Below are 20,142 nucleotides of genomic sequence, written 5' to 3'. Positions count from 1 at the left end.
TCGGATGTGCTGTGTTGTCGCGGTGAGAATTCCGTCGCCGACAATTCTTCGATCATCTCCGGGAAATCACCTTGCGTAAAAATATTCGACGAATAGCACTTCTCGCCGCGGCGGCCTCTTTGCTGGCGGTCTCCTGCGCCACCAGCGACGAGAACGGCGCCGCGCTGACGGGGCCGCTGCCCACCCAGGTCCCCGCCGGGGTCTCGCTCGCGGTCGCGGCCAATACCGCCAAGGTGGCGCTGACCGCGTCGGGAGAGCTGAACAAGCTCTCGTTCACGGTGTCGTCGTGGCCGGCGGTGCAGGCCGGGCCCGATGTCATCCAGGCCTTCCGCGGCGGCTCGGTGGACCTGGCCACCAATGCGGGCATTCCGCCGATCCACGCGCACGCCAGCGGCCTCGACGCGAAGATCGTCGGCGTCAAGGTGCGCACGACCCCGCTGTACAAGCTGGCCACCGCCCCCGGATCGCGCTTCACCAGCCTCGACGGGCTGCGCGGGAAGAAGATCGGCTTCTCCCCGGGTCAGGCGCAGGGTTTGGTGGTGTTGCGCACGCTGAAGGCGGCCGGTATCCGCACCGACGAGGTGCAGCTCGTGGAGCTGCCGAGCACGAAGTTCCTCACCGCCCTGCAGGCCAAGGAGATCGACGTCGCCCCGTTCGGCGAACCGACCCTGACCAAGTACCTCGACAAGTATCGCGTCGACGGCGCCACCGCGATCGACACTCCCGCAGTCGACGCGCTGACCGTGCTGTGGGCGCCGACCTCGGTGTTGCGCGACGACAGCAAAGCCGCCGCCGTCGCCGAATTCGTGAAATTCTGGGCCCGCGGCGAGGTGTGGGCCTGGGAACATCCCACGGAATGGATCGACGCGTACTACGTCAAGGATCAGACGGTCTCGGTCGAAGATGGCAAACGCATTGTCGCCACGACGGAAAAGCCGTATTTCCCGGAGAATTGGAACGAGGCGATCTCCTGGGAACAGGAGACGATCGATCTGGTGACCAAGGCCGGTTTCTTCGGTAATTCCTTCCCCGCCGCCGAACTGTTCGACCGCCGATTCGAGAAGATCGCGTTCGACGCGGTGTCGGCGACGTACCGGACCAAGGGGCAGCAATGACAATCGCCCTGCCTCGCACCACGATTCCGGTCACGAAAACGATCGATGACGGTTTCGTCGAACGACGCACCCTGCGCCGGCTCGGCCTGCGCAAGGCCGTCCCCGCCGCTCGCCTGCTCGGCGTGCTCCTGGTGGTCGCGGCCTGGGCCGCGGGCTCCCTGCTCGAACTGATCGACCCGCGCAAACTGTCGGCCCCGTGGACCGTCCTGCAGACCGGATGGGAGTTGCTGGTCGACGGCCCGCTGCTGGCCAACCTGGGGGTGTCGCTGCAACGCGTACTGATCGGCATGGTCGTCGGTGTACTCATCGGCACCACGCTCGCCGTGATCGCCGGCCTGTCCCGGTGGGGCGAATCGCTCATCGACGGCCCGGTCCAGATCAAGCGGGCCATTCCCACCCTCGGCCTGATTCCGCTGATGATCCTGTGGCTCGGTATCGGCGAGGAATTCAAGCTCGTGCTCATCACCCTCGGCGTGGTCGTGCACATGTACATCCAGACTCACGCCTCGCTCACCACGATCGACCAGAAGCTGGTGGAACTGTCGGAGGTACAGGGGGTTTCGCGCGCGGAGTTCATTCGCAGCGTGGTGCTGCCCGGATCGTTGCCGGGCTTCTTCCTCGGGCTGCGAATGTCGGTCACCAGTGCTTGGCTGGTCCTGATCGTGGTCGAGACGGTCAACGCCATCGACGGTCTCGGCAAGATGATGTCGAACGCGCAGAACTACGGACAGGCCGACGTGATCCTGGTCGGCCTGGTCGTCTACGCCATCTTCGGCTTGGCTTCGGATTCGGCGATCCGGCTGGTGGAACGGAGGGTGCTGTCATGGCGACGCACTATCGCGGGGTGAGCGAGCCCGAGGTCACCGGGGTGGAGGTTCGTTCGCTGACGCGCAAATTCGGTGACCGCACGGTGCTGGATTCGATCGATCTGACCATCGCGCCCGGACAGTTCGTCGCCCTGCTCGGACGCAGCGGCTCGGGCAAGAGCACGCTGCTGCGGGCACTGGCCGGCCTCGATTACGACGTCGACGGTGCGGGCACGCTGCGGATACCGGCGAAAACCTCGGTGGTGTTCCAGGATTCGCGGCTGCTGCCCTGGCAGCGGGTGTTGCCCAATGTGCTCTACGGACAGCCGAGATCGCGCCGCGCCGCGGGCGAGCGGGTACTCGCGGAAGTCGGCCTCGCCGGCCGCGAACGCGCCTGGCCGAGGGAGCTCTCCGGTGGTGAACAGCAACGGGTCTCGCTGGCTCGCTCGTTGGTCGGTGAACCCGATCTGCTCCTGGCCGACGAACCCTTCGGCGCGCTCGACGCGCTCACCCGGATCAAGATGCACGCCCTGCTGCGGGACCTGATCAGCAGGCATCGCCCGACCGTCCTGCTGGTCACCCACGATGTCGATGAGGCTGTGGCACTGGCCGACCGGGTGATCGTGCTCGATGACGGCCGCCTCTCGCTCGACATTCCGGTCGAGCTGAGCGGCGAGCGCGATCCGAGCCTGCCCGCGTTCGGGCGCATTCGTCACACCCTGCTCACCGCACTCGGCGTCGCCGAACGCGCGGCCTGAAAGGCGCTTCACATGTCGAAACACTTGCACCTCAACGCCTTCCTGATGTCGGTCGGCCACCACGAAGCGGCGTGGCGGTTGCCGGAGAGCGATCCGCACGCCCACACCGACATCAACTACTACGTCCGGCTCGCGCAGACCGCCGAGCGCGGCAAGCTCGACTCGATCTTCTTCGCCGACAGCCCGGTGCTGATGGGCGACCCCGGCCGCAGGCCGAGCGGCAAGCTGGAGCCGACCGTGATCCTGACCGCGGTCGCCGTGCAGACCAGCCGGATCGGTCTCATCGCCACGGCCTCTACCAGCTACAACGATCCCTTCAACCTCGCCCGCCGGTTCGCGTCGGTGGACTGGGCGAGCAACGGCAGGGCGGGCTGGAACATCGTCACCACCGCCGGCGCCGACGCGGCCCGCAACTTCGGTCTCGACGACACCCCCGACCACCGGCTGCGCTACGAGAAGGCCGCCGAATTCGTCGACGTGGCAACGAAACTGTGGGACAGCTGGGACGACGACGCCGTGCTGGCCGACAAGGAACTCGGCATCCACACCGATGCCTCGAAGGTGCGCAAGATCCTGCACCACGGCGAGCACTTCCGGGTGGACGGCCCGCTGAACCTGCCGCGTTCCCCGCAGGGATATCCGCTGCTGGTACAGGCCGGATCGTCGGAGGACGGCAAGGAATTCGCCGCCCGCTACGCCGAGGCCGTGTTCACCGCGCAGCAGACCCTCGACGACGCCAAGGCCTTCTACACCGATCTCAAGGCCCGCACCGTCGCCGCCGGTCGTGACCCGCAGAGCATCAAGATCCTGCCCGGCATCGTCCCGATCATCGGCGACACCGAGGAGCAGGCCCGCGAGCTCGACGAGGAACTGGCCCGGCTGATCTCGCCCGAGTACGCGCGCAAGCAACTCGCCGAGCGATTCAAGCTGCCCGTCGACGAGCTCGACCTGGACAGCGAACTGCCCGAGGACCTGCCCACCGAGGACGACATCGAGGGCGCGAAGAGCCGCTTCACGCTGATCGTGAATCTGGCCCGGCGCGAACGACTCACCCTGCGCGAGCTGATCGCCCGGCTCGGCGGCGGACGCGGGCACCGCACCTTCGCGGGCACCGCGGTGCAGGTGGCCGACGCCATCGAGGACTGGTTCCGCCAGGGCGCCGCCGACGGCTTCAACATCATGCCCGCGGTGCTGCCCTCCGGCCTGGAACGCTTCGTCGACGAGGTGGTCCCGATCCTGCAGGAGCGCGGCCTGTTCCGCACCGAGTACACCGAGACCACGCTGCGCGGCCACTACGGTCTCGCGCGGCCGGCGAACCAGTTCGACGACGCGGACGCGCTCGTGGCCGCCCGATGAGATCGGATTGGATTCGCTACCTGACCCGTCGCTGTCTCGAGCACCGGCGGCTGGTGATCATCAGCTACACCGGTGCGCTGGCGGCGGCGCTGCTCACCGCGGCGCTGCCGCTGGTGGTGCGGCATGTGGTCGACACCCTCAGCACCACCGCGGCCTCGGTGCTGCCGTGGGTGGTGCTGTTGCTGGTGATCGGGGCCGCACGGTTCGGATCGTCGTACGCGCGCCGGGTGGCCTCCTCGGAGCTGTCGCTGGGCGTGCAACACGACCTGCGTCGTGATCTGTTCGCCGCGCTGCTGCGGCTCAACGGGCGCGAGCAGGCGCAGTTGCGCACCGGGCAGGTGGTGAGCAGGGCGATCACCGATGTCACGTTGATCCAGATGTTCCTGCAGCTCATCCCCATGATCATGGGCAATGTGGCGCTGCTGCTCGCGGTACTGGTGCTGATGGCTGTGATGTCGCCCGCGCTCACCGTGATCGCGCTGGTAGTACTGCCGGGGCTGTGGATCGTCACCCGGCGCAGCCAGCGCCAGCTGTTCCCCGCGAACTGGGACGCGCAGGCGCGGGCCGCCGAAGTGGCGATGCAGGTCGAGGCCGCCGTGGCCGGCGTGCGGGTGGTGAAGGGGTTCGGGCAGGAGTCCTACGAGCTGGACCAGCTGGGCGCGCGGGCGCGGGTGCTGTACCGGTCGCGGCTGCGGGTCGCCCGGATCACCAGCCGGTTCACCCCGGTCGTGCAGGCGGTACCCGCGGCGGGGCAGGCACTGATCCTGGTCGTCGGCGGGTTGCTCGCGCTGCGTCAAGCCATCACGCTCGGCACGTTTCTCGCGTTCATGACCTATCTGGCCGCGTTCGTCGGACCGGTGCGGCAGTTCTCGATGCTGCTGACAGTGAGTCAGCAGGGCAAGGCGTCGTTGGACCGGGTGCGCGAGGTGATCGAAGCGCCCGACGACGCCGACGCGGCGCCTCGTGCGGCGGGGACGCGAGGCGCCGCGCAGGCCGAAGTCGTCGCGCCACCGTCGATCGAATTCGACTCGGTCGCTTTCGGTTTCGACGACACCGCCATCCTCGACGGTCTCGATCTGCGGATCGGTTCCGGCGAGACGGTCGCCATCGCGGGCGGAGCGGGCAGCGGCAAGACGATTCTGGTGTCGCTGTTGCCCGCGCTGCTCGAACCCGATTCGGGCACGGTGCTCTTCGACGGCGTCGACCTGCGCGAGCTGCCCGACCCACGCGCTCAGGTGGCGATGGTCTTCGAGGACACGCACCTGATGGCCGACACGATCCGCGCCAATGTCGCCTACGGCAGACCCGACGCGAGCGACGAACAGGTCCGGCACGCGCTGTACCTGGCGGCGGCGGACGAGTTCGTCGCCGCCCTGCCGCAGGGCCTCGACACCACCATCGGCGAACGCGGACAACGACTCTCGGGTGGTCAGCGCCAGCGCATCGCGCTCGCGCGAGCCCTGCTCACCGAGGCGCCGGTCCTGGTGCTCGACGACGCCACCTCCGCCATCGACGCCCAGGTGGAGGAGCAGATCTACCAGCGAATCGGCGCCGAGCTGCGCAAGCGCACGACCATCGTGGTCGCGCATCGGATCTCGACGCTGGCACTTGCCGACCGGGTGGCGGTTCTCGACGGCGGTCGCGTCGCCGAACTGGGCACCCTGCGCGAACTACAGCAATCGGGTGAGCTGTTCCGCGCCCTGTTCACCCCGCCCGCGGTCGCCGGTATCGGCGCCGACCCGCAGTACGACACCGCCCGGGCCGCCACCGAAGAGCTCTGGGTGGCACCGGAAGTCGACTCCGACGACGACCGCACGATGGAACACCTGGCCAAGGCGTTCGCGCGGCGGTCGGCGGGCGCGCCCGCGGGCCCCGGCGCCGGCGTGGGCGGGGGCATGATGGCGAGCGCGCCGCCCAGCGGCGATATCGCCGCCCTGCTCGACCGCCTGCCGCCGGTCACCGGCGAGCCCGAGGTCGACCCGTCGTTCTCGCACACCCCCGACACCGCGTTCTCCCTGCCGCGACTGCTTCGCCCCTTTACCTGGCCGCTGCTCGCCGGGCTCGGCCTGGTCGGCCTCGATGCCATCGCCCAGGTACTGATCCCGTTCCTGGTGCGCTACGGCATCGACCACGGGGTGCTGGCCGGTGCGCGCGACGTGGTGATCGGCGCGGCCGCGCTGGCGATCGTTGTCGTGGTGGTGGACTGGGCGATCAGCGTCGCTCAGGTGCGAGTCACCGGGCGGGTCGGCGAACGGCTGCTCTACGGGTTGCGCGTGAAGACCTTCGCCCACCTGCAACGCCTCGGCCTGCAGTACTACGAGCGCGAGCTCGGCGGCCGGATCATGACCAGGATGACCACCGATGTGGACGGGCTCTCGGCGTTTCTGCAGACCGGGCTGGCCACCGCGCTCACCAGCACGGTCACCATCGCGGGCGTGGTCGCCGCGCTGCTGGTGATCGACGCCGGGCTCGCCGTGGTCGTGCTCGTGCTGCTGCCGGTGCTCGGCGTGGCGACTGTGGCCTTCCGGCGCGCGTCGGTGCCCGCGTACAACCTGGCCAGGGAACGCGTGAGCGCGGTCAACGCGTACCTGCAGGAGAACGTCGACAACATCACCGTCACCCAGGCGTTCCGTCGGGAGGCGGTGAACCAGACCGAGTTCGAGAGCAGGTCGTGGGCCTACCGCGACGCGCGGCTGCGCTCGCAGGTGCTGATGGCGGTGTTCTTCCCGTGCATCGAACTGATGTCGGTGATCGCGACGGCTGCGGTGCTCGCGGTCGGCGTGCACCAGGTTCGCGACGACGTGCTCACCGCGGGCACACTCATCGCGTTCCTGCTCTACATCGAGTTGCTGTTCGCCCCGATCCAGCAGCTCTCGCAGGTGTTCGACAGCTATCAGCAGGCGGTGGTCGGTGTCGATCGCATCGGCGACCTGCTGCGCACCCCCGTCGACACGCCGGAGGCCGTCGACCCGCTCCCGGTGACCCGCCTCGACGGCGCGATCGAACTGCGCTCGGTGAGTTTCGGGTACTCGTCGCGGACCCGCACCGTGCTCGACGGGCTGGACCTGCGGATCGAGCCGGGACAGAAGGTCGCCCTGGTCGGTGAGACCGGCGCGGGCAAATCGACCCTGGTCAAGCTGCTCGCCAGGTACTACGACCCGACCGAGGGCGCGGTCCTCGTCGACGGCGTCGACATCCGTCGGTTCCGGCTGCGCGATTTCCGCAAACGACTCGGCGTCGTCCCGCAGGAGCCGTTCCTGTTCGGTGACACCGTGCGCGAGGCCATCGCCTACGGCAACCCCGACGCCGAGCCCGCCGAGATCGAGTGGGCCGCCAGGGCCGTCGGGGCGCACGAGATGATCGCGGCGCTCGAGCACGGCTACTACCAGCCGATCGGTGCGCACGGGCGCAGTCTGTCGGCCGGGCAGCGTCAGCTGCTGGCGCTGGCCAGGGCGCAGCTCGTCGACCCGGACATCCTCATCCTGGACGAGGCCACCGCGTCGCTGGACCTGGCCACCGAGGCGCGGGTACGTGCGGCGGTGGACGTGCTGACCGCGGGCCGCACCACGATCGTCGTCGCGCACCGGCTCGCCACCGCCGCCGACGCCGATCTCATCGCGGTGGTCGGCGCGGGCAAGCTCGTGCAGGTCGGCGCGCACGCCGAGCTGGTGGCCGTCGACGGGCCGTACCGGCGCCTGTGGGCCGCCTACGTCGGCGACGAGGCGCAGCACATTTCCAGCTAATCGAGTGGGTGCGGCTGCTGTCCGGTGGGCTCCGGCCGGCGGCCGACCTCGCCCTTCCCGCCGGGCGGACCGGGTCGGCCTGCGGTCGAACCCACGTGTCACAACCGCCCGGTATCGCGCGGAACGACGCCGTCGCGTGTATCGCGGAGTAACTGTTACCTGTGGAAATGGCGCGGGGGGAGCGCGTTCGGGTGCCGCGCACGTACTCTCTTAGGTAGTCACCAGGTGCTTCGACCAGCGGGAGCAAACACACAGGTACCCGTGTGGTCGGGCCGGCTAGGAGGTGTGTGATGAGCATTCAGCCCGATTTCGACCCGGACGCGCGGGCCCACGATGCCGACCCACTGGCGGAGACCGAGTACGGCACAGTCGGCGGAACCTGGGATGGACCGGTCGCCGTGTGGCGCAGCATTCCCTACGCGGCCGCTCCCGCTGGGCCCGCCCGCTTCGCGAAACCCGAACCCCCGAAGCCGTGGGACGGTGTGCGCGACTGCGTGGTCTTCGGCGATATCGCGCCCCAGGCCATGGGCGCGATGGTGCCGGTGGATTCCGATCTGCAGATGGGTGAGGACTGCCTGTGGGTCAATGTCTGGTCGCCACGGCCGCAACCGAGCGATGACCCGCCGCGCCCGGTCATGGTCTGGGTGCACGGCGGCGCCTACTGCCTCGGCACCGCCGCCCAGACCATCTACGACGGGCGCAAGCTGGCCGAGGCGGGCGACGTGGTGGTCGTCTCGGTGAACTACCGGATCGGAGTGCTCGGTTTCCTCGATCTGTCCTCGCTCGGTGGGCAGTTCACCGCGAACCTCGGCCTGCACGATCAGCTCGCCGCGCTCACGTGGGTGCGCGACAATATCGCCGCGTTCGGTGGCGATCCGGGCAACGTGACCCTCTTCGGTGAGTCCTCGGGCGCGGGCTGCGTGACCGCGCTGCTCACCGCACCAGCGGCGGCCGGACTGTTCCACAAGGCGATCGCGCAGAGTCCGCCCGCGACAACGGTTTTCGGGCAGGAGCGGGCCGCCGTCGTCGGGCAGCGATACCTGGAACTGCTCGAACTCGGGCCGGGTCAGGTGAATCGGTTGCTGGAGTTGCCGATCGAACAGCTCGTCGAGATCGGTTCCGTGCTGTTGGACGAGGTGCCCATCAAGGAACCGGGCAGGCTCGCCGCGGCGCCGGTGGTGGACGGAGATCTGCTGCCCGGCTACCCGATCGACCGATTCCAGCAGGGGCTTTCGCATCGGGTGCCGTTGCTGATCGGGACCAATCGCGATGAGGCGTCGCTGTTCCGGGTGCTGCGCTCACCGATCATGCCGGTGACGCCCGACGCGGTGAACGCGATGCTGCGCGACGTCGCCGCCTCGCATCCGGAGATGCCGCCCGAGCGGATCGCCGAGATCACCTCGGCCTACCCGGATCTCACCAAAACCCGTGGCGCGCTGGCGATGTCGACCGACGCGGCCTTCCGGATGCCCGCGGCCTGGGTCGCCGAGGGGCACGCCCAGCATTCACCGACCTGGATGTACCGCTTCGACTACGCCACCCCGATGCTGAAGGCTGCCAGGGTCGGTGCCGGTCACGCCACCGAATTGCCGTATGTCTTCGGCAATTTCGGCACCCTGAACCACGACCCCACCTTCTGGCTCGGCGGGCGGAAGGCCTCGCTCGCGGTATCGGGCCGCATGCAGCGCCGCTGGCTGGCCTTCGCCGAACACAGTGTCCCCGCCGCCATCGACGGCTCCAAACACTGGCCCCACTACCGCCCCACCGACCGCACCACCCTGCTCATCGACACCATCGATCGCATCGTGGACAACCCCGACGCCGACCTGCACACCGCCTGGGGCGACCAAGCCGTCGGTTTCAGCTAGCCGCGTTCGACGCCGGGCCACCGGCCGAGGGATCGGTGGTGACCCGGCGTCGCGCGGATCAGACGTCGGTGGAGAAGCGGATGCCGCCGTCGGGGATGACCACGCCGGGCCACACGCGGGCGCCGCGCAGGAGTTCGCAGCGGGCGCCGACATGGGCGCCGTCGCCGATCACACCATCGCGAACCAGCGCGCGGGGGCCGATGCGGGCCCCGAAGCCGATGATGGAGCGTTCCACGGTCGCGCCCGCCTCGACCACCGCGCCGTCGAAGATCACCGCGCCGTCCAGTCGCGCACCCGCGCCGATCTCCGCGCCGCGCCCGACCACGGTCCCACCGATGAGCAACGCGCCCGGCGCCACGCCCGCGCCGGGGTGCACGAGGGACTCGCCACGCTGGCCGGGCAGGGCCGGGGAGGGCGCGATCCCGCGGACCAGGTCCGCCGAGCCGCGGACGAAGTCCTCCGGGGTGCCCATATCGCGCCAGTAGGAGGCGTCGACATGGCCCTGCACGCGCGCGCCCTCGGCCAGCAGCGCGGGGAAGACCTCCCGTTCCACCGAGACCGGGCGACCCGTGGGGATCTTCTCGATGTACTCGCGGCGGAACACGTAGCAACCCGCGTTGATCTGGTCGGTCGGCGGATCCTGGGTCTTCTCCAGGAACGCGGTGACGCGACCGGTCTCGTCGGTCGGCACACAACCGAAGGCACGCGGGTCGCTGACGCGAACCAGATGCAGGGTGACATCGGCGTTGGTCGACTCGTGGGTGTCGAGGATCGCACCGAGGTCGGTGCCGCCGAGCACGTCGCCGTTGAACACCATCACGTTGTCCGCGCGCAGCTTGGGCAGCACATTGCGGATGCCGCCGCCGGTGCCCAGCGGCTCGGTCTCGGTCACGTACTCCAGGTCCAGGCCCAGTTCGGCGCCGTCACCGAAGTGCTCCTCGAAGACCTCGGCCTTGAACGACGTGCCGAGCACCACATGGGTGATCCCGGCCTCGGCGATCCTGGCCAGCAGGTGGGTCAGGAACGGCAGCCCGGCCGTCGGCAGCATGGGCTTGGGCGCCGAGAGGGTGAGCGGCCGCAACCGCGTGCCCTGTCCGCCGACGAGGATGACCGCGTCGGTGCCTGCATTGCCTGCCATCGAGTTTCCCCTGTTCACAGTGATACCGCGCCCATTCAGGCGCTGTGTCCAACTTGCCTGCCTCGGCGCCCTACGTGGTTACGCAGGCTGCCGCCTCCGGGCGCTGACGATTCAGGCAGTTCGCGCTTGCTCGCGCAGCGCCGATCGAACCGCAATCCTGGAGCGAATCGCAAGTCCGGCCCGCAACGCGACCCGCAAGGGCGCCTGCCACCAGTGCGGATGCCGGTCCGCCTGGAAACGGTAGGCACTGGCGTGGTGGGCGGGCAGCATCAATTCGGGATGCTTGCCCGCGGCGTGACCCTTGGCGTGGGTCACCTCGGCGTCCGGGACGAACACATTGTGCCAGCCCGCCTTGCCCATGCGGTCACCGAAGTCCACGTCCTCCATGTACATGAAGTAGCGCGAGTCGAAACCGTCGATGGTGTCGAAGGCGGCGCGGCGCACCAGCAGGCACGAGCCCGACAGCCAGCCGACCACCCGCTCGGAGATCTGCTCGTTCTCCTGGCGGTAGCGCACCGACCAGGGGTTCTTCGGCCAGACCGAGCCCAGAATCGCGTGCCCGGCGCCGTCGGCGAGCCCGGGGACCCGGCGCGCGGACGGGTAGATGCTGCCGTCGGGCTCACGAACCATCGGCCCGATCGCGCCCGCCCGAGGCCAGCGCGCGGCGGCTTCGAGCATCTTGTCGATGGAGTCGACGCCCCAGCGGATGTCCGGATTGGCCAGGATGACGAACTCGATGGACGGATCGATCTCGGCGACGGCCCGGTTGATGGCGCCGCCGTAGCCGATATTGCCGCCGGTGTGCAGCAGCGTCACGTGCGAGTTGGCGTCGGCGACGAGTTCGGGGACCCCGTCGGTCGAGCCGTTGTCGGCCAGGATCACCTGCGGCTTCTCGCTGGTGGCGTCGGCCAGGGTGGTGATGAAGTGCTCGAGGTGCTCACCCGGTGAATAGGTCACCGTGACCACGGCAAGGCCGGCGGTGGCTGGAGAATCGGCTGCGTCTGCTGCGTTCACGACTGCGCAGCCTAGTCGGACAATCGGCGCAGTGTGTCGGTGAGTGCGATACGCCAGGGGCGGAGCGGGGTGAGGCCCGCCGCGTCCCATACCGCGGGTGACAGCACCGAATACGCCGGGCGCGGTGCGGGTCTGGGGAATTCGCTGGACGCGCACGGCAGCACCCGGGCTGGATCGGCCCCCAGGTCGGTGAAAACCGCCGCGGCGAGGTCGAACCAGGTGGCGGTGCCGGAATTGGTGGCGTGCAGCACAGCGGGTGCGTCGGGTCGGGTGCTCAGTTCCAGCAGCGCGGCAGCGAGGTCGGCGGCGCTGGTGGGGGAGCCGAGCTGGTCGTTCACCACGGTGACGGTGTCGCGTTCGGCCTCCAGCCTGCGCATGGTCGCGACGAAATCCCCCTCGACACCGCCGTACACCCAGGCGGTGCGCACGACATGGCCACCCAGCTCGCGCACGGCCCGCTCACCGGCGAGCTTGGACTGTCCGTAGACCGAGGTCGGTCCGGTCGGGTCGCCGGGCTCATACGGCGTCGTCGCGGTCCCGGGGAAGACGTAGTCGGTGGACACGTGGATCAGCCGCGCGCCCGCCGCCGAGCAGGCGGCGGCGAGAACCGCCGGTCCGGTCGCGTTGGCGGCGAAGGCGGCCTCGACCTCGGTTTCGGCGGCGTCCACCGCGGTGTAGGCCGCGCAGTTGATCACCACGGCGCCGGGCGAGAGGACGGCGTCGACGGCGGCGCGGTCGGTGATGTCGAGATCGGCCCGCCCGAAGCCGCGCGCATCGGGTGCCAGACGCAGGATCCGTAGCCCCAGCAGACCGCGCGCGCCAGTGATGATTAGGTGAGCGGGAGCGGGGAATTCGGCATTCACGCGGCCAGTCTGGCACGCCGGGGCACACGCGGTTGGGCGCCGGTGTGGTAACTGTTGGTTAGCCTGTGGAGGCCGGTGTCCATGGACGAGCCCGGGCTAACGACAAGGCGGTGTCTGCCGGGGGTGCGGCGGTCCGGGCGCGGAGTTCGTCGAGAGGATGCACGAGTGCGAGAGTCGACAAGGCCGGTCAGCGCGTCTGCGGGGACCTTCGGTCCGGCGAAACTGATGGCGGCGATCTCGGCCGTGCTGGTACTGACACTCACCGGATTCGCCTGGCGCAGTGTCGACAACCTGATCGCCAATATTGACCGGATCGGTGACCTCGGTCTCGGCGGTGGCCGCGATGGCGCCGTCGACATCCTGCTCGTCGGCGTCGACAGCCGCACCGACGCGCACGGCAACCCACTCACCACCGCCGAACGCGCGATGCTGCACGCCGGCGACGAGGTGGGCACCAATACCGACACCATCGTGTTGATCCGGGTGCCCAACGACGGCCGCTCGGCCACCGCGATCTCCATCCCGCGCGACTCCTATGTCGAGGTCGCAGGCCAGGGCAAGGCCAAGATCAATTCCGCGTACGGCTCGACCAAGGAGGCGCAACGCGCCGAACTGCTCGCCGACGGCAAGTCCGAGGCCGAGGCCGAACGCGAGTCGACCAAGGCGGGCCGACAGGCGCTGATCAAATCGGTGGCGACCCTGACCGGCATCACCGTCGACCATTACGCCGAGGTGAGCCTGCTCGGCTTCGTGCTGCTCACCGACTCGGTCGGTGGCGTCGAGGTGTGCCTGAATCAGGCGGTGGACGAACCGATGTCGGGCGCGGACTTCCCGGCCGGGCGTCAGCGTCTCGACGGCCAGGAGGCATTGAGCTTCGTGCGCCAGCGCCACGATCTCGAACGCGGTGACATCGACCGGATCGTGCGCCAGCAGGTGTTCATGGCGCAATTGGTCGGCCAGCTGCTCACCGCCAAGACCCTCGCCAATCCGAGCAAGCTCAGCGAGATCAGCGAGGCGGTGGGGCGCACCGTCGTGCTCGACGAGGACTGGGACGTGCTGGCCTTTCTGCAACAACTCAAGGATCTGTCCGGCGGCAAGGTGGAATTCGAGACCATCCCGGTCTCCGACCTCAACAGCATGACCTCGGCCGGTGAGTCGGTGGTGAAGGTCGATCCGAGAACGGTGCAGAGGTTCGTCGCCGGGCTGGTGGGGGAGCAGACCGACGACGGCGACACCGCGCCGAAGATCGACGCCTCGACCGTGACGGTGAACGTGCTCAACGCCGGCGGCGCCACCGGACTCGCGGGCAAGGTGTCCACAGCCCTGACGGGCAAGGGATTCCAGGAAGGTACGGTCGGCAACTACACCGGCGGGAGCGTGAGCTCGAGTCGCGTGCTGGCCGCCGACGCCGACGACCCGAAGGCGGCGGCGGTCGCGCAGGTGCTGGGTGGTCTGACGGTGGTCGCCGACCGAACAGTGTCGGCGAATACAGTGAGCGTGGTACTGGCGAGCGACTATTCTGGTCCCGGCTCGGCCGCGGCAGGCATGTTCGATTTCGACGCGACTTCCTCGGCGACCGCGACACCGATACCGCCAGCCCCGCCGATCGACGCAGGCCAGAACGGACCGAAATGTGTGAATTGACCCATGCGTGAGCCGAATTCGACACTGACCGACGCCCTCCTCGACCCCATCCTCGAACGTGACCCCGCCGGACCGCGCGTTACCTGGTACGACGACGCCACCGGTGCGCGGATCGAACTGTCCGGCCTGACGCTGGCCAACTGGGCAGCCAAGACCGCGAACCTGATCCGCGACGAATTCGCCCTCACCCCCGGCGCCAGGGTCGCGGTGTTGTTGCCCGCGCACTGGCAGACCGCCGCGGTCCTGCTCGGCTGCTGGTGGGCCGGAACCGAAGTGGTTCTCACCCCCGACGCCGACGCCGACCTCGCACTGGTGACGCCCGACCGGCTCGACGACGCCGACGGTGTCGACGAGGTGGCGGTGCTGTCGCTGGATGCCATGGGAACGCCGGTGCGCGAGCTGCCGGTCGGCGTCACCGACTTCGCGACCGCGGTGCGGGTGCACGGTGATCAGTTCCTGCCCGGTGGGTTCCGGGCCGCGCTCGACGGGCTCCCGGTGTCGGAAGTGCTCACGATGGCACGGAAATCCGCTGCGCTGCAAGGCTTTTCCGCCGGAGACCGGGTGCTGTCGAGTACGCCGTGGGAGACGGTGACCGAGCTGATCGACGGGTTCGTCGCGGTGTTGTTCGCCGGGGCCTCGCTGGTCCAGGTCGTCAATCCCGATCCGGCCGGCGTCGACCATCGGGTGGTCACCGAGAAGGTGACCGTCCGGCGCTGAACTCCTACCCAGGTATAGGTTCGGGTCCACCTCGGGGACGTGTCGTGCGTCATAGTCGGTCCGTACTGTGGAAGTAGGACTTCGGCAGAGCGGCAGAGGTGGCGATGAGCGCGAAATACTGGGTTCGATGGTCGGCCGAGCACGGGGCGCCGCGGGCGGTCCTGCGGTGGCAGGTGCGCCGCGGGGACCCGTTCGCGACCTTGCTCAGCGGTCATCAGGGCTTGCACGATCCGTATCCGCTGATCGATGAACTGCGCGGTCGCGGCGGCGGCGTGATCAAGACGCCGGTGTCCTTGGCAACGTTCGATCACGCCCAGGTCAGAGCGATTCTGCGTGACCCCAGGTTCGGCGTGCGACCCGCGATCGACGCGGAACTGCTCGCCCCGTGGCGCAAGCTCGCCGAGCGGGTCACCGTGCCACCCAACCCGGTGGAGCCGCCGTCGATGCTGGTCCTCGACCCGCCGGAACACACCCGGATGCGCAAGCCGGTGGCATCGGCGTTCACCCCGCGCGCGATCGCCCGTTTGCGCGAGCGCGTGGAGGTGGTCACCGCCGAACTGCTCGCGGCGATGCCCGCGCACGGATCGGTCGATCTGATCACCGACTTCGCGGCCAGGGTGCCGATCGCGATCATCGCCGACATGCTCGGCTTCCCGCCCGCCGACCGCGAGAGGTTCCTGCACTGGGGCGACAAGGTGACGCCGCTGCTCGATATCGGTACCTCGTGGCGGACGTACCGGGCCGCGATGTCGGCGATCGAGGACATGGACGCCTACCTGGCCGACCACATCGCCACCCTGCGGCGGGCACCGGGCGAGGACATCCTGTCCACCTTGGTGAGTTCGGGCGATCTGAGTCTGCGAGAACTGCAGGCGGGCGCGAGTCTGCTGATGGGCGCCGGTTTCGAGACGACGGTCAATCTGATCGGCAACGCGGTCGCCGCGCTGTCGGCCCATCCCGACCAGCTCGCTCTCGCGCAGCAGGACCACGAACGCTGGCCCGATGTGGTGGAGGAGACGCTGCGGTTCGATCCCCCCGTCCAGACCACCGCGCGGCAGACACTCGAGGACGTCGACCTCGACGGCGTGCGAGTGCGGGCGAACCGCACGATCATCCTGTCGCTGGCCGGAGCCAACCGCGACCCGGCGGTCTTCCCCGACCCCCACCGCTTCGACATCGACCGCCGCAATGCCAAGGACCACGTGGCATTCAGCAGCGGCGTCCACTCCTGTCTCGGCGCGAGCCTGGCCAGGATGGAAGCGGTGCACGCCCTGCGCGCGCTCTACACCCGCTACCCGAACCTGCGGCTACGCGGTGAACCCGTCCGCCGAAACCTGTTCACGCTGCACGGTTTCGAGCACATGCCGGTCGACCTGGGTCCGGTCGCGCGAATCTCGGCCCCCGACGACCTCGCGGGTGCGTCCCGTCCGGCCTGAGCCTTGCTCCGGCCCGATGTCGCGTCTTCCCGCGCTGGTCGAGCCCTCGTGCGCTGCTATGTGCTCGCGCGCCAGCGGTAGCGGGTCTTCGGGCGACCGGCGCGGCCGTAATCGGCGCGGCGCTCGGCCAATCCGTCGTCGGCGAGCTTCTCGAGATACCGCCACGCCGTGATCCGCGAAACACCAACGGCCGCGGCGGCATCGGTGGCGGTGATCCCGGATTCGGCCGAGCGCACCGCCCGCGATACCTCTTCGAGGGTGTGCTGCACAACGCCTTTCGGGGCGCCGGCCTTCTGATCGGCGGTGCGTAGCGCGCCGAGCGCGCGGTCGATGTCGTACTGCGACAGTGCCGCCTCGCCGGCGGGCAGCGCGGTGTCGAAATCGCGGTAGCGCTCCAGCTTCTCGCGGAACGCGGCGAAGGTGAACGGCTTGAGCAGGTACAGCACCACACCGTGCGCCACCGCGCTGCGCACCATGTTCAGCTCGCGTGCCGAGGTGATCGCGATGACGTCGGGGCGCGGCTGGAGTCCGTTGAGCGCGGCGGCCACATCGAGCCCGCTGATATCGGGCAGCCCGATGTCCATCAGCACCAGGTGGAACGGATTGTTGTCGGCGATCGCCTCGGCCGCCGCCCGCAGCGCGTCGCGTCCGGTGTGGACGACCGCACCCGTGACGAAACCGTCGAGCCGTTCGAGATAGGCCCGATGTGCCTGGGCGATCAACGGCTCGTCCTCGACGATCAGGACGCGGATCATGGGGTCTCCCTCAGCGGAATGCGAACGATGACCGCGCTGTGTGGTGCGGCCGTGGTGGTGATGGTGCCGCGATGTCGATCGACGAGGCGGTGCACCAGCGCGAGGCCGAGGCCCGCGTGGTCGGATTTCGTGGTGTAGCCGCGTTCGGCGGCTCGCGAGAACATCTGGGCCGACATGCCGGGTCCGCTGTCGGCTACCCGGACCCACAGCGCGCCGTCACGATGACACACCGACACCTCGACGCGCTTGTCGACGGTGCCCGCCGCCGCGTCGATCGCGTTGTCGATCAGGTTGCCCGCCAGGGTGACGGTCTCGTGCGCCGAGAGCGGATCGGTGGAGTCCAGCGCGGTGTCCTCGCTGATCGCCAGGCTCACGCCACGCTCGGCGGCCTGGTCGACCTTGCCGAGCAGCAGGGCAGCCAGCGCCGCGTCGCCGACGGCGGCCAGCAGCCGGTCGATCAGCACCTGCGAGAGCTGTAGCTCGGCGGTAGCGAAGGCCACCGCTTCGTCAGGGCGGCCCAGCTCGACCATCGTCACCACGGTGTGCAGCCGGTTGGCCGCCTCGTGCGCCTGGGCGCGCAGCGATTCGGCGAAGTTGCGCACCGAATCGAGCTCGCCGAGCACCGCGCGCAGTTCGGTGTGGTCGCGGATGGTGAGCACGGTGCCGATCTCACGGCCCTCCCAGCTCACCAGATCCTGGTTGACCAGCAGGACACGATCGGTGGTCACGTGGGTCTCGTCGCGCACCACGCCCCCGCTCATCTGTTGCAGTGAGATCGGCAGGTCGGCGCGCAGGACCGGACCGTCGGGCAGGTCGAGCAGGGTGCGGGCCTGATCGTTGACGACCTCCGCGGCCTCGGTCTGGTCACCGAACACCACCAGGCCCTCATGGACGGAGTGCAGCACCGCGTCGTGGTGTTCGTAGAGTGCGCGCAGTTCGTCGGGGGCCAGACCGTGGGTCTGGCGGCGCAGCCTACGGCTGATCAGGAACGATGACAGCGCGGCCAGCGCCAGACCCACCGCGGCCACGCCGAGGATCAGCGGCAGCTGGGAGGCGACCTGGGTACTGATCTTGGCCCGGGTGACGCCGGCCGCGACCAGCGCGACCACGCGGCCGTTGTCATAGACCGGGGTGACCGCGCGGATCGAGGGGCCCATGGTGCCGGTGAAGGTCTCGGTGAGGGTCTGGCCCGCCAGCGCGCCGTCGATGCTGCCGACGAACGGCTTGCCGATCAGGTCGGGGTTGGTGTGGGTATAGCGGGTGCGGTCGGGCGCCATCACGACGATGAAGTCCATGCCGGTGGCGGCCCTGATCCGCTCGGTGGTCGGTTGCAGCAGTCCGCTCGGATAGGGCGAACTCACCGCGGCCAGGGTCGACGGCGACCGCGCCACAGTCACCGAGACGTCTCTGACCTGCATTTCCGCGGCCAGATCATGGTCGCGCCTGGCATCGAGCACGGCCAGGATCGTGCCGACGGCGATCATCAGCGCCAGCACCACCAGCTGCCATACGAAGGCTTGCCCCGCGAGCGACAGTCGTCCTCGTCGCACCTCTTGCCTCCGAACTCAGATCTCTCGAACGTCTTGCCCAACCACCGCAGTGCGGAAACGCGACCATACCCCCCGTCGGCCAGGTGGGTGGCCCGCCCGACGTGCGGTGAGACAGGCCGAAAGCCCCCGCGACAAGAAATCGCGGGGGCTTTCGGTGACTGCGGTGAAGCGGACGCTGGTGGTTCACGCCACGACGAGCCGGCGATCGGCTGCGCTCGCCGGACGTTCGCGGATCAGCAGCACGCCGGCGAGCGCGACGAGTACGGCGGTGAAGCCGTGCACACCCAACGCGGTGGCGGTGGAGCCGTGCCAGCTCAGGACGGTGGCCATGTCGCCGAACGGCGTGAGCGAGGTGGCGAGCATGGCGACGCCCAGCGCGAAGCGCTGCTCGGTGGCCAACAGGCCGAGGATCACCAGGCCGCTCACCACGTCACGGACACCCTTGAGGTTCAGGAAGGCCACCGCGTCGCCCTCTGGCACGGCGGGGAGGCCGAAGCCCGCGGCTGTCGCCTCCGGCACGATCAGGTAGTTGATGCCGACGTAGATGATGAAGAGCCCGCCGAGCAGGGAGAGTGCGGTGGCGATGCGTGAGGTGATCATGAGGTGCTCCTGAACTTTGACTCTTGCTCTGAAATCTAGCGTCGCTAGGTGCTGTGAAAACGATAGCCTGGGTCTCGCTATCTTGTCTAGCGTTGCTAGAATATCGAGCATGAGCACCCAGCAGCGCAAGGAACGCGAACGTGCCGAACGGCACCAGCGGATCATCGACACCGCGCGCGAAATGGCCGAAGCGGACGGCTGGGACGCGGTCACCATTCGCAAACTGGCCGATCGCATCGAATACAGCCAGCCCGTGCTCTACAGCCACTTCGCGAACAAGGCGGCCATCGTCGGCGCCGTGGCCCTGCAGGGCTGTGTCGAGCTCGCCGAACAACTCCGGCTGGCCCGCGAGGCGGCGACCACCCATTCCGAGGTGATCGCCAATGTCGCGCGCGCCTATCTCGACTTCGCCACCGCCAACCCCGCCCGTTACGACGCCATCTTCCAGCAGAAGACCGACCTCGACTTCGGCCTCGACGCGCCACAACCGCTGCGCGATGCCTTCGCCGGCCTCGAGGCGATGTTCTCCCCGTACTCCGAGGGCGATGACCTCGGTGCCCGTACCGAGGTCGCGTGGGCTTCCCTGCACGGCCTCGCCACCCTCGACCGCAACGGCCGATTGCGCCCCGAACTGCGCGAACGACGCATCACCCTGCTGGTCGACGGAACGAGCGAAGCGGCGGTCGAGTCGAGCTGAGCCGTACCGACGCGGGTGAATCGCCGCGCGAAATCAACCCCCACGACGCCTGGAAGAACGTGGCGGACAAGCGCTGCGCCTG

General features: G+C 69.0%; 16 protein-coding genes. 10 read left to right on the top strand and 6 right to left on the bottom strand.

Translation table 11 applies throughout. The annotated features are described in order from the left end of the window. Positions 1 to 71: 71 nt before the first annotated feature. From NA12_RS15690 to NA12_RS15665, 6 genes are all read left to right on the top strand, one after another. Positions 72 to 1,115 (top strand): ABC transporter substrate-binding protein, encoded by a 1,044-nt coding sequence (locus NA12_RS15690; RefSeq protein ID WP_243654711.1) that lies wholly within the window; start codon positions 72 to 74, stop codon positions 1,113 to 1,115. Continuing rightward, positions 1,112 to 1,963: an ABC transporter permease gene (locus tag NA12_RS15685; RefSeq protein WP_067450840.1), complete on the top strand. Its 852-nt coding sequence runs from the start codon at positions 1,112 to 1,114 to the stop codon at positions 1,961 to 1,963. Before NA12_RS15690 ends, NA12_RS15685 begins: the two co-directional genes overlap by 4 nt. Beyond that, positions 1,939 to 2,679, top strand: a complete 741-nt coding sequence (locus tag NA12_RS15680; protein WP_067450837.1) for an ABC transporter ATP-binding protein — start codon at positions 1,939 to 1,941, stop codon at positions 2,677 to 2,679. Before NA12_RS15685 ends, NA12_RS15680 begins: the two co-directional genes overlap by 25 nt. Before the next feature lie 12 nt (positions 2,680 to 2,691). Then, entirely contained in the window at positions 2,692 to 4,035 is a 1,344-nt protein-coding gene (locus NA12_RS15675) for an LLM class flavin-dependent oxidoreductase (protein ID WP_067450834.1), read from the top strand. Beyond that, positions 4,032 to 7,778 carry an ABC transporter ATP-binding protein gene (locus tag NA12_RS15670; RefSeq protein WP_067450831.1) on the top strand — a complete coding sequence of 1,249 codons (3,747 nt, stop codon included), beginning with the start codon at positions 4,032 to 4,034 and terminating at the stop codon, positions 7,776 to 7,778. Before NA12_RS15675 ends, NA12_RS15670 begins: the two co-directional genes overlap by 4 nt. A 290-nt stretch (positions 7,779 to 8,068) precedes the next feature. Beyond that, positions 8,069 to 9,646, top strand: a complete 1,578-nt coding sequence (locus NA12_RS15665; RefSeq protein ID WP_067450827.1) for a carboxylesterase/lipase family protein — start codon at positions 8,069 to 8,071, stop codon at positions 9,644 to 9,646. A gap of 58 nt (positions 9,647 to 9,704) precedes the next feature. Here NA12_RS15665 and manB read toward each other — a convergent pair whose 3' ends face one another. From manB to rfbD, 3 genes are all read right to left on the bottom strand, one after another. Beyond that, entirely contained in the window at positions 9,705 to 10,784 is a 1,080-nt protein-coding gene (gene manB / locus NA12_RS15660) for a mannose-1-phosphate guanylyltransferase (protein ID WP_067450824.1), read from the bottom strand. 111 nt (positions 10,785 to 10,895) lie between these two features. Further along, complete coding sequence (locus tag NA12_RS15655) at positions 10,896 to 11,798, bottom strand: glycosyltransferase family 2 protein (protein WP_067450819.1); 903 nt, start codon at positions 11,796 to 11,798, stop codon at positions 10,896 to 10,898. Between the two features lie 11 nt (positions 11,799 to 11,809). Then, entirely contained in the window at positions 11,810 to 12,661 is an 852-nt protein-coding gene (gene rfbD / locus NA12_RS15650) for a dTDP-4-dehydrorhamnose reductase (RefSeq protein WP_067450814.1), read from the bottom strand. Between the two features lie 225 nt (positions 12,662 to 12,886). Between rfbD and NA12_RS15645 the strand changes: the two genes are divergently transcribed. The 3 genes from NA12_RS15645 (at position 12,887) to NA12_RS15635 (ending at position 16,458) form a co-directional block, all read left to right on the top strand. Next, entirely contained in the window at positions 12,887 to 14,305 is a 1,419-nt protein-coding gene (locus NA12_RS15645) for an LCP family protein (RefSeq protein WP_067450811.1), read from the top strand. 3 nt (positions 14,306 to 14,308) lie between these two features. Next, the gene (locus tag NA12_RS15640; protein ID WP_067450809.1) at positions 14,309 to 15,022 is read left to right on the top strand and encodes a TIGR03089 family protein; all 714 of its coding nucleotides are present in this window, start codon (positions 14,309 to 14,311) and stop codon (positions 15,020 to 15,022) included. Positions 15,023 to 15,126: 104 nt separating this feature from the next. Further along, the gene (locus tag NA12_RS15635; RefSeq protein ID WP_067450988.1) at positions 15,127 to 16,458 is read left to right on the top strand and encodes a cytochrome P450; all 1,332 of its coding nucleotides are present in this window, start codon (positions 15,127 to 15,129) and stop codon (positions 16,456 to 16,458) included. Between the two features lie 56 nt (positions 16,459 to 16,514). On the opposite strand, the gene NA12_RS15630 is transcribed toward NA12_RS15635, so the two are convergent. The 3 genes from NA12_RS15630 to NA12_RS15620 form a co-directional block, all read right to left on the bottom strand. Continuing rightward, positions 16,515 to 17,213: a response regulator gene (locus NA12_RS15630; RefSeq protein ID WP_067450806.1), complete on the bottom strand. Its 699-nt coding sequence runs from the start codon at positions 17,211 to 17,213 to the stop codon at positions 16,515 to 16,517. Further along, entirely contained in the window at positions 17,210 to 18,697 is a 1,488-nt protein-coding gene (locus NA12_RS15625; protein WP_243654819.1) for an ATP-binding protein, read from the bottom strand. Before NA12_RS15625 ends, NA12_RS15630 begins: the two co-directional genes overlap by 4 nt. Before the next feature lie 249 nt (positions 18,698 to 18,946). Then, positions 18,947 to 19,363, bottom strand: coding sequence for a DUF4267 domain-containing protein (locus NA12_RS15620; protein ID WP_067450803.1), 417 nt, complete (start codon positions 19,361 to 19,363; stop codon positions 18,947 to 18,949). A 109-nt stretch (positions 19,364 to 19,472) separates the two neighbouring features. Between NA12_RS15620 and NA12_RS15615 the strand changes: the two genes are divergently transcribed. Then, entirely contained in the window at positions 19,473 to 20,060 is a 588-nt protein-coding gene (locus NA12_RS15615) for a TetR/AcrR family transcriptional regulator (RefSeq protein WP_067450801.1), read from the top strand. The last annotated feature ends 82 nt before the right edge of the window (positions 20,061 to 20,142 follow it).

It is taken from the genome of Nocardia alba NBRC 108234 (assembly GCF_001612665.1).
Classification (GTDB): Bacteria; Actinomycetota; Actinomycetes; order Mycobacteriales; family Mycobacteriaceae; genus Nocardia; species Nocardia alba.
Note: the sequence above shows the minus strand (reverse complement) of the source record. Positions and strands in the feature narration are given on the sequence as shown.

Excerpts from the sequence above, each read along its gene's own strand:
- NA12_RS15685 (WP_067450840.1), top strand. The coding sequence starts at position 1,112 with ATGACAATCGCCCTGCCTCGCACCACGATTCCGGTCACGAAAACGATC.
- NA12_RS15680 (WP_067450837.1), top strand. The coding sequence starts at position 1,939 with ATGGCGACGCACTATCGCGGGGTGAGCGAGCCCGAGGTCACCGGGGTG.
- NA12_RS15675 (WP_067450834.1), top strand. The coding sequence starts at position 2,692 with ATGTCGAAACACTTGCACCTCAACGCCTTCCTGATGTCGGTCGGCCAC.
- NA12_RS15670 (WP_067450831.1), top strand. The coding sequence starts at position 4,032 with ATGAGATCGGATTGGATTCGCTACCTGACCCGTCGCTGTCTCGAGCAC.
- NA12_RS15665 (WP_067450827.1), top strand. The coding sequence starts at position 8,069 with ATGAGCATTCAGCCCGATTTCGACCCGGACGCGCGGGCCCACGATGCC.
- manB (WP_067450824.1), bottom strand. The coding sequence starts at position 10,784 with ATGGCAGGCAATGCAGGCACCGACGCGGTCATCCTCGTCGGCGGACAG.
- NA12_RS15645 (WP_067450811.1), top strand. The coding sequence starts at position 12,887 with ATGGCGGCGATCTCGGCCGTGCTGGTACTGACACTCACCGGATTCGCC.
- NA12_RS15640 (WP_067450809.1), top strand. The coding sequence starts at position 14,309 with ATGCGTGAGCCGAATTCGACACTGACCGACGCCCTCCTCGACCCCATC.
- NA12_RS15635 (WP_067450988.1), top strand. The coding sequence starts at position 15,127 with ATGAGCGCGAAATACTGGGTTCGATGGTCGGCCGAGCACGGGGCGCCG.
- NA12_RS15630 (WP_067450806.1), bottom strand. The coding sequence starts at position 17,213 with ATGATCCGCGTCCTGATCGTCGAGGACGAGCCGTTGATCGCCCAGGCA.
- NA12_RS15625 (WP_243654819.1), bottom strand. The coding sequence starts at position 18,697 with ATGATCGCCGTCGGCACGATCCTGGCCGTGCTCGATGCCAGGCGCGAC.
- NA12_RS15620 (WP_067450803.1), bottom strand. The coding sequence starts at position 19,363 with ATGATCACCTCACGCATCGCCACCGCACTCTCCCTGCTCGGCGGGCTC.
- NA12_RS15615 (WP_067450801.1), top strand. The coding sequence starts at position 19,473 with ATGAGCACCCAGCAGCGCAAGGAACGCGAACGTGCCGAACGGCACCAG.